8 protein-coding genes and 1 pseudogene are annotated in these 7,566 nt (G+C 71.0%); 3 read left to right on the top strand and 6 right to left on the bottom strand.

Going from position 1 to position 7,566, the window contains the following annotated elements; translation table 11 throughout:
- Positions 1-27: 27 nt before the first annotated feature.
- Positions 28-327 carry a type IV toxin-antitoxin system AbiEi family antitoxin domain-containing protein gene (locus RH94_RS30980; RefSeq protein ID WP_073951638.1) on the bottom strand — a complete coding sequence of 100 codons (300 nt, stop codon included), beginning with the start codon at positions 325-327 and terminating at the stop codon, positions 28-30.
- A 229-nt stretch (positions 328-556) separates the two neighbouring features.
- Between RH94_RS30980 and RH94_RS30975 the strand changes: the two are divergent.
- Positions 557-679: pseudogene (locus RH94_RS30975) on the top strand (SAM-dependent methyltransferase); the annotation flags it as partial.
- A 136-nt stretch (positions 680-815) separates the two neighbouring features.
- Here the strand turns inward: RH94_RS30975 and RH94_RS30970 are convergent.
- Together RH94_RS30970 and RH94_RS30965 are read right to left on the bottom strand one after the other, a co-directional pair.
- On the bottom strand, positions 816-1,721 hold the full coding sequence (locus RH94_RS30970; protein ID WP_073951637.1) for a helix-turn-helix domain-containing protein: 906 nt from the start codon (positions 1,719-1,721) through the stop codon (positions 816-818).
- Positions 1,718-2,512, bottom strand: coding sequence for a peptidoglycan-binding protein (locus RH94_RS30965; protein WP_073951636.1), 795 nt, complete (start codon positions 2,510-2,512; stop codon positions 1,718-1,720). Before RH94_RS30965 ends, RH94_RS30970 begins: the two co-directional genes overlap by 4 nt.
- Positions 2,513-2,839: 327 nt before the next feature.
- Here RH94_RS30965 and RH94_RS30960 point away from each other — a divergent pair, with 327 nt between their 5' ends.
- Positions 2,840-3,223, top strand: a complete 384-nt coding sequence (locus tag RH94_RS30960) for a peptidase inhibitor family I36 protein (protein WP_073951635.1) — start codon at positions 2,840-2,842, stop codon at positions 3,221-3,223.
- Positions 3,224-3,369: 146 nt separating this feature from the next.
- Positions 3,370-4,362, top strand: a complete 993-nt coding sequence (gene hemB / locus RH94_RS30955; protein WP_073951634.1) for a porphobilinogen synthase — start codon at positions 3,370-3,372, stop codon at positions 4,360-4,362.
- 128 nt (positions 4,363-4,490) lie between these two features.
- Here the strand turns inward: hemB and RH94_RS30950 are convergent, their stop codons facing one another.
- The 3 genes from RH94_RS30950 to argS all read right to left on the bottom strand — a co-directional run bounded on the left by RH94_RS30950 (position 4,491) and on the right by argS (position 7,525).
- The gene (locus RH94_RS30950; protein ID WP_073951633.1) at positions 4,491-4,889 is read right to left on the bottom strand and encodes a hypothetical protein; all 399 of its coding nucleotides are present in this window, start codon (positions 4,887-4,889) and stop codon (positions 4,491-4,493) included.
- An 88-nt stretch (positions 4,890-4,977) separates the two neighbouring features.
- Entirely contained in the window at positions 4,978-5,466 is a 489-nt protein-coding gene (locus tag RH94_RS30945) for a hypothetical protein (RefSeq protein WP_073951632.1), read from the bottom strand.
- Positions 5,467-5,761: 295 nt separating this feature from the next.
- Positions 5,762-7,525 (bottom strand): arginine--tRNA ligase, encoded by a 1,764-nt coding sequence (argS, locus tag RH94_RS30940; RefSeq protein WP_073951631.1) that lies wholly within the window; start codon positions 7,523-7,525, stop codon positions 5,762-5,764.
- Positions 7,526-7,566 lie beyond the last annotated feature (41 nt).

The raw sequence follows: 7,566 nt of genomic DNA, 5'->3' as shown, positions 1-7,566 counted from the left end.
GCCGTTTCCGTTCGGGGGCGGGCACGGTCAGCTGCCGGAGGCGTACGGCAGGAAGGTCGCCCAGGCGGTGGGGGCGAGGGCGAGGCGGGGGCCGTGGGTGAGGAGGGCACCTCGGACCCGGGCACGCAGTGAGGGCTCCTGTCCGGCGCCGTCCCACCCGACCCAGTAGCTGCCCCGGGTCAGCGGGACCCACTGCCCCGACCTGACCATCCGCCGTACGGCGTTCTGGTCGACGCCGGCCGACCGGAGCTGCGGGACGGTCACCACCCAGTCCTGCCGGGAGGCGGTGGCACGGACCCTTTGGAGGGTTTCGCTGCTGATGGTCATGGAGCACTATGGCGTGCGGCGCGGACGGTTCGCGTGGGGCTGTGGATAACTTCCCTGCCTGTGCCTGTGCCTCTGCCACTCCAGACAGGAGTGACGTCACCCGTGGACCGCTCTCGGCTGATGGAGCCGGAGGCTGCTGAACCGGCAGGTGTTTGTCGTCATGGGTGCTGCCAAGTCCCCTTGGAAGTTGGGTTGTTGATGGCCAACCGAACCTTTCGGGGAGACGCCCGTGCCCGGTGGTGCCCTCAGCCACGATCCCGCCGAGCTGAGAAGGAGGATCGACACCACCAAGGCGCATCCGGCCCGGGTGTACGACGTCTTCCTCGGCGGCAAGGACCACTACTCGGCGGACCCGGGAGTCGTCCCCGCCCACCGCCGGCGTCCGGACGACGCGGTTCCCTCCCCGAGCAGCCCGAAGCGTCCTGCCTCGCGGCCCTCGACGACTGGGCGGCAAGGCGTAGCTCCTCGGTCCCGTCGGCCGCGGAGAGTCACCCCGTTGCCGTCGGGTATGGGTGGGGCCGTTGCACGCGGCCGGTGAAGCACTCCGTCCTGCCGCCCTCCGCGGGGCGGAGGCAGGCGTGCAGGACGGCTCCGGGGTGCGCCGCGGTCATGGGGGTGTAGACGTAGGAATCGGCGTCGACGTCGTCCCTCACCTCGGCGGAACGGGTGGGGCCGCCCGCGGTCATGTCGAGCCGGTCGCCGATCCGCGTACGCCACATCCGGGCCCAGCCGGCTCCGCAGCCCTCGTGGTAGCGCAGTTCCATCCACGCCCCCGTGGTCGTACGGTACGAGGCGAGGGTGTCCAGGCCGACGGCGCAGCCCAGTTGCATCGGGTCCCTGCCCTCACAGGCGGCCGCACGGCAGTGGGGGCCGGCGGTGGGCGGTGACGCGGACAGGGACGACCGGGGTGGGACGTCCTGGCGCGGAAGCAGGAAGAGGGTCACCGTCAGGCTTCCGACGACCACGGCGCACACCGAGGCGAGCACCGCCAGCGCCACGCCCTTCTTCCCGGCCTGTCCGGTCTCCTCCGGCATCTCCTCCGGTGACGGTGACGGTGACGGGGAGAGGGACGGGGAGGGCGTGTCCGCGGGTGTTTTCGCCGCGCGTCCGCTCCACTCCGCCTCCGCGATCTCCCACAGGGCGAGACAGCGCCCCGCCGGTTCGCGGGCGAGCCGGCACAGGTCCTCCACGGCCTGGCGCGGCGGCAGTGCCTTGCCGTTGAGGTAGCGCTGCCAGGACGACTTGCTGTAGGTGGTCCGCTGCGCCAGGTCCACCAGGCTCAGGCCGGTGCGCTGCCTCAACTCCCGCAGCGCGGCGGTCAGCCGTGCCTGTTCCGGTGACGGGGGCGACGGCTTCGCCCCCGTCGGTGGTTTCGGTGGCGTCGGTGGTGTCATCCCCGCAGGGCCTTCCAGGTGTGGGGTCCGACGATGCCGTCCACGACCAGGTCGGCCCGCTTCTGCAGGCGTTTGGCGGCGCTTGTCGTCAGGGGGCCGTAGACCCCGTCGATGTCTCCGGGGGAGAAACCCGCCCGGCGCAGCAGGCACTGCGCCTCGGCGACCTCCGGGCCGGCCAGGCCGTTCACCAGGATGGCGTCCTGGGTGCGGCTGTTGCCCGCGTACCAGTGGCCGTCGAGCCGCTGGTAGCGGCAGGTGTACGGGGGGCTCGACGGCGGGGGCGTCGCCTCCGGCAGCGCGGCGGAGGAGACGCCGGGGGCCGCCGTCGTGCGGCCTTCGCCGCCCGAGAGCCGTACGACCAGCAGGACCGCCGAGGAGACGGCCAGCACCAGGGTCACCACCCCCGCCACGACCGCGATCCGCAGCGCACGCCCGGGAGTCCGTTCCCGTTCCGGTTCCGGCTCGGCTCCGGCCGACAGGACGGTGTCGCCTTCGGGCGCGGACACGGACGCGGCTGCGCGTCCGTCCCTCCAGGCGTCGGCGGCCACCTCGTGCAGCGCCAGCAGCCGGGCCGGGTCGTCGTCGCCGATCCTGGCCAGCGCCTCGACCGCGTCCCGGGGCGGCAGCGACCTGCCGCCCAGATAGCGTTCCCACGACTTCGTGCTGTAGCCCGTCTTCGCCGCCAACTGGCGCGTGCTCAGCCCGCTGTGATCCTTCAGGCGGCGCAGGCGGACCACCAACTGGCGGACGCGTGGATTCAGTTCGGCGGGCAGCTCTTTCCAACGCGACATGTTCCCCCGATCGCGTTCGTGGTTCCCGGTCCCGGAACCCCCTTGCATCCTGCCCCAAGAGAGATGACTCGTACCGGAATGTGGTTCCCGTCCCGGTGCGGATTCGGCCACCCGCCCGCCCACGGCCGCCCACAGCCGTCTCCGGCCGCTCCCGGCCGTCCCGCCGTACCGACTCAAGGGACTGCGTTCCAGCAGGTCAGCGCGTGGGACGTCCCGTGAGTACGTCACTTCCGCGGTGACTGTGGCGGCTTCTGCCTCCCGTCCCGCAGTCTCGTTGGCGAGCCGGCCGGCGCGGTCGGCCCGTCCACGTTCCAGAGGGGGAACAGCATGCGCATGACCAGGAAGTTCGCGGCCGTGGCCGGCGGCGTCGTGCTGACCGGCGGCCTGCTGGCCGGAAGCGCGGGTGCCGTCAGCGCGGCGGAGGCCGCGCCGCAGGCGGCGTCGGACTGCCCGTCGGGCTGGTTCTGCGTCTGGTCCGGGAAGAACTACACCGGCCACATGCAGAAGGTCGCGGGGACGAACGCGGACCTGACCAAGTTCGCGGTCTTCCAGGACTTCAAGTCGTGGTACAACCACGGCAAGTCCTGCGACTACAAGTGGTACGCGAAGAAGAACCACCAGGGAACCAGCGGAGTCATCGCCAGGGGGGCCAAGGGGACCGGCGACACGCGCTGGTACCAGAAGTCCAACACGTGGGTCAACTGCCGCTGACCGGCCGCCCGCCACGACGCCCGAGGGCGGTGTCCCCACCAGGGGCGCCGCCCTCGCCCTGTCACCGCCGCCGGCGACGACGGGCCCGGCCGGGGCCGACTCCGCGTCGGCAAGGGCACGGGGTGGGCGGGCGTAGCGTAGAGGGCATGACGAAGTACGGATCCTTTCCCGGTACGCGTCCTCGTCGGCTGCGTACCAGCCCCGCCATGCGGCGCATGGTCGCCGAGACCCGGCTGCACCCGGCCGACCTCATCCTGCCCGCGTTCGTGCGGGAGGGCGTGAGCGAGCCGGTGCCGATCTCGGCGATGCCCGGGGTCGTGCAGCACACGAGGGAGAGCCTGAAGAAGGCGGCCGCTCAGGCGGTGGAGGCCGGGGTATCCGGGATCATGCTGTTCGGGGTGCCGGAGGAGGGGAAGAAGGACGGCCTCGGCAGCGCCGGGACCGATCCGGACGGGATCCTGCAGGTCGCGCTGCGCGATGTGCGGGCCGAGGTCGGGGACGAGCTGCTCGTCATGTCCGACCTGTGCCTGGACGAGTTCACCGACCACGGGCACTGCGGTGTGCTCGACGCCGAGGGGCGGGTCGACAACGACGCCACGCTCGAGCGGTACGCCGAGATGGCCCAGGTGCAGGCCGACGCGGGCGCCCACGTGGTCGGGCCCAGCGGGATGATGGACGGGCAGATCGGCGTCGTCCGTGACGCGCTCGACCAGATCGGGCGGGAGGACGTGGCCATTCTGGCCTACACCGCCAAGTACTCCTCCGCCTTCTACGGACCCTTCCGGGAGGCGGTGGGCTCCTCGCTGCAGGGCGACCGCAAGACCTACCAGCAGGACCCGGCGAACCTGCGCGAGTCGCTGCGGGAGCTGGCGCTGGACCTGGAGGAGGGCGCCGACATGGTGATGGTCAAGCCGGCCGGGCCCTACCTCGACGTCCTGGCCCGGGTCGCCGACGCCGTGGACGTGCCCGTCGCCGCGTACCAGATCTCCGGCGAGTACTCGATGATCGAGGCCGCCGCCGAGAAGGGCTGGGTCGACCGGGACCGGGCGATCCTGGAGACCCTGACCGGCATCAAGCGGGCCGGGGCGCGCACCATCCTCACCTACTGGGCCACCGAGGTCGCGCAGAAGCTGCGCTGACCTCCGCCGTCGGCCGCCGGTGACTGCCGTCGGCCGGGCCGCCCGTTCCTCGCGGGCGGCCTTGACGGTCCCCGGCCCGGCCGGACGGCCGGCGCGATCCGCGGTGGTCCGCGGTGGTCCGCGGTGCGTCAGGAGCCCTTGCCCCGCTCGCCGCCCCGGCGGGCGCGGGCACCCGTACCCGCCGATTCGCGGGCGTCGCCGCCGTGCGAGGTGGCGTGCTGGTTCAGCACCTTCACGATTTCCATGGCCAGGGACTCCGCCAGGAGCGGCGCGAGGGATTCCGCCAACGCGGTCGCCAGGGTCTGTGCGAACAGCACCCTTTCCAGTTCCGAGGAACGGGAGGACGCCGGCTGCGAAAGGGATGCCGCGGCCGCTTCCAACAGAGCCGCCGCCAGGGGATCCTTTCCATGTTTGACACCGGTGCCGGAGCGCGGAATTCCGGACTCGCGCATCATTTCCTCGAAGACCTCGTCGACGAAGGTCTCCAGTGGGTCCCGTTCCGATTCTCCGTCGGACTCAGCTGCCATTGTGGTTCCTCAGGTTCGATTGCCGTACGGGACCTGCCCTCCGATGCCGGCGGGCGCCACCATCGGAGGGCAGGGGTGTCGCCGGCTCCTAGCGGCGGGCCAGGGCGGCGAGCAGGAGGGGGTTCTGGATCAGCGACTCCCCGCGCTCTTCGCGGCGGCGCATGAGCATGGCGAGGAGGAGGGGGTGCTCGATGATCGGTTCTTCCCGCTCCTCACGGCGGCGCATCAGGGCGGCGAGCAGCAGGGGGTGCTGGATCAGCGACTCCCCGCGCTCCTGGCGGCGGCGCATGAGCATGGCGAGGAGGAGGGGGTGCTCGATGATCGGTTCTTCCCGCTCCTCACGGCGGCGCATCAGGGCGGCGAGCAGCAGGGGGTGCTGGATCAGCGACTCCCCGCCCTCCTCGCGGCGGCGCATGAGCGCGGCCAGGAGAAGCGGGTGCTCGATGATCGGCTCCTCCCCGCGGTCCTCACGCCGGGTCAGCATCGCGGCCAGGAGAAGCGGACCGATACCGGATTCCTCTTCCTCCTGGCCGACGCCCGTCTTTTCCTGCGTGGGGCTCTCCGTCGTTGTCGTCATGGATTCCTCCTTCTGTGAAGCATGACGCATGACGCATGACGCAGCGGAGTGCTCGGACTGTGGGAAGTCCGGCGCTCCGCTCCTTTCACATCCTCGGGTCGCCCGTTTCCCGGCGCACTTCGATCTTGCGTGGAAAGGAAGGGAAAGGAGAGGAAAGGAGGAGACGGCGTGGGAGCCTTTTACGGTGCTACGGCCGTGACGACCACGACAGCAGGCCCCGGCCCGTCGAGTACGGGCCGGGGCCTGCTGTGGCGAATCGGCCGAGTCGGTTCGATCGGCCGGACCAGCCGCTGTGTCAGAGCCGCTCGGGCGTCCGGATGCCCAGCAGGGCCATGCCCTGGTGGAGGGTGCGGGCCGTGACGTCGCACAGGAACAGCCGGTTCTCCACCTGCTGCGGCGTCTCGGCCTTCAGCACCGGACACTTGTCGTAGAAGGACGTGTAGAGGGAGGCCAGCTGGTACAGGTACGCCGCCAGCTTGTGCGGGGCGTACTCCGCGGCCGCCTCCCGCACCGCCTCCGCGAAGGCGTCCACGTGCAGGCCCAACGACCGCTCCGCCTCGGCCAGTTCAAGCTCCGGGTGGGCGGCGGGGCGGGTCTCGCCGGCCTTGCGGAGGATGGACCGGATCCGGGCGTAGGCGTACTGCAGGTAGACGGACGTGTCGCCGTTGAGCGAGACCATCTGGTCCAGGTCGAACTTGTAGTCCCGGTTCGCCGACGTCGACAGGTCCGCGTACTTCACCGCGCCGATGCCCACCTGGGCGCCCCGCTCGGCGATCTCCTCCTCGGAGAGGTCCTGGGCCTTCTCCCGGACGACCGCCGAGGCGCGGTCGATCGCCTCGTCGAGCAGGTCGACCAGGCGGACCGTCTCGCCCTCACGGGTCTTGAACGGCTTGCCGTCCTTGCCCAGCACCGTGCCGAACGCCAGCTGGTACGCCGTCACGTCGTCGTTCAGCCAGCCGGCCCGCCGCGCGGTCTCGAAGACCATCTTGAAGTGCAGGGACTGGCGGGCGTCCACCACGTACAGCAGGGTGTTCGCCTTGAGGTTGAAGACGCGGTCGCGGATCGCGGACAGGTCGGTGGCCGCGTAGCCGTAGCCGCCGTCGGACTTCTGGACGATCAGCGGGACCGGGTTGCCGTCCGGGCCCTTGACGTCGTCGAAGAAGACGCACAGGGCGCCCTCCGAGCGGACCGCCACGCCGGACTCCTCCAGCAGGCGGCAGGTCTCGGCGAGCATGTCGTTGTAGCCGGACTCGCCGACGATGTCCGGGTCCCGGACGTCCATGTCCAGCTTCTCGAAGACGGAGAAGAAGTAGATCTTCGACTCGTCCACGAACTTCTGCCACATGGCCACCGTGTGCGGGTCCCCGGCCTGCAGGTCCACCACCCGGCGCCGGGCCCGCGTCTTGAACTCCTCGTCGGAGTCGAAGAGTTTGCGCGCGGCCTTGTAGAGGCGGTCGAGGTTCGACATCGCCTCCTCGCCGGACACCTCGGACGCCTTGTGGTCCAGCTCGTGCGGGTGCTCGTCCAGGTACTGGATGAGCATGCCGAACTGGGTGCCCCAGTCGCCGATGTGGTGCCGGCGGACCACGTTCTCGCCGGCGAACTCCAGGAGCTGGACGACGGAGTCGCCGATCACGGCGGACCGCAGGTGGCCGACGTGCATCTCCTTGGCCACGTTCGGCTGGGCGTAGTCGATCACCGTCGTGCCCGGGTGCTCCGCGTACGGCACGCCGAGCCGGCCCTCCGGGTCGGCCACCCGCGCGGCCAGGTTCTCGGTGATCGCCCGGTCGGTGACCGTGATGTTGAGGAAGCCGGGCCCGGAGACCTCGACGTCCTTGATCACGTCACCGGTGACCACGTGCCCGACGACCTGCGCCGCCAGCTCCCGCGGGTTCGCCTTGGCCTTCTTCGCCAGCGCCAGGATCCCGTTGGCCTGGAAGTCCGCCCGGTCGCTGCGTCGCAGCAGCGGGTCCGCGGCGGCGGTCTCCGGCAGGGTGGCCGAGAGGGCGGACGCGAGGCGCTGGTGGACGGAGGCGGTGAGGGACGTGACCGAGGCCATAGAAGTGGGTGCCGTTCTCCTCGTGGGGATGGATAGACAGG

It is taken from the genome of Streptomyces kebangsaanensis (assembly GCF_001906585.1).
Taxonomy (GTDB): domain Bacteria; phylum Actinomycetota; class Actinomycetes; order Streptomycetales; family Streptomycetaceae; genus Streptomyces; species Streptomyces kebangsaanensis.
The sequence above is the reverse complement of the archived record's forward strand: the minus strand, read 5'-3'. Positions and strand labels throughout refer to the sequence as shown.

Excerpts from the sequence above, each read along its gene's own strand:
- RH94_RS30980 (WP_073951638.1), bottom strand. The coding sequence starts at position 327 with ATGACCATCAGCAGCGAAACCCTCCAAAGGGTCCGTGCCACCGCCTCC.
- RH94_RS30970 (WP_073951637.1), bottom strand. The coding sequence starts at position 1,721 with ATGACACCACCGACGCCACCGAAACCACCGACGGGGGCGAAGCCGTCG.
- RH94_RS30965 (WP_073951636.1), bottom strand. The coding sequence starts at position 2,512 with ATGTCGCGTTGGAAAGAGCTGCCCGCCGAACTGAATCCACGCGTCCGC.
- RH94_RS30960 (WP_073951635.1), top strand. The coding sequence starts at position 2,840 with ATGCGCATGACCAGGAAGTTCGCGGCCGTGGCCGGCGGCGTCGTGCTG.
- hemB (WP_073951634.1), top strand. The coding sequence starts at position 3,370 with ATGACGAAGTACGGATCCTTTCCCGGTACGCGTCCTCGTCGGCTGCGT.
- RH94_RS30950 (WP_073951633.1), bottom strand. The coding sequence starts at position 4,889 with ATGGCAGCTGAGTCCGACGGAGAATCGGAACGGGACCCACTGGAGACC.
- RH94_RS30945 (WP_073951632.1), bottom strand. The coding sequence starts at position 5,466 with ATGACGACAACGACGGAGAGCCCCACGCAGGAAAAGACGGGCGTCGGC.
- argS (WP_073951631.1), bottom strand. The coding sequence starts at position 7,525 with ATGGCCTCGGTCACGTCCCTCACCGCCTCCGTCCACCAGCGCCTCGCG.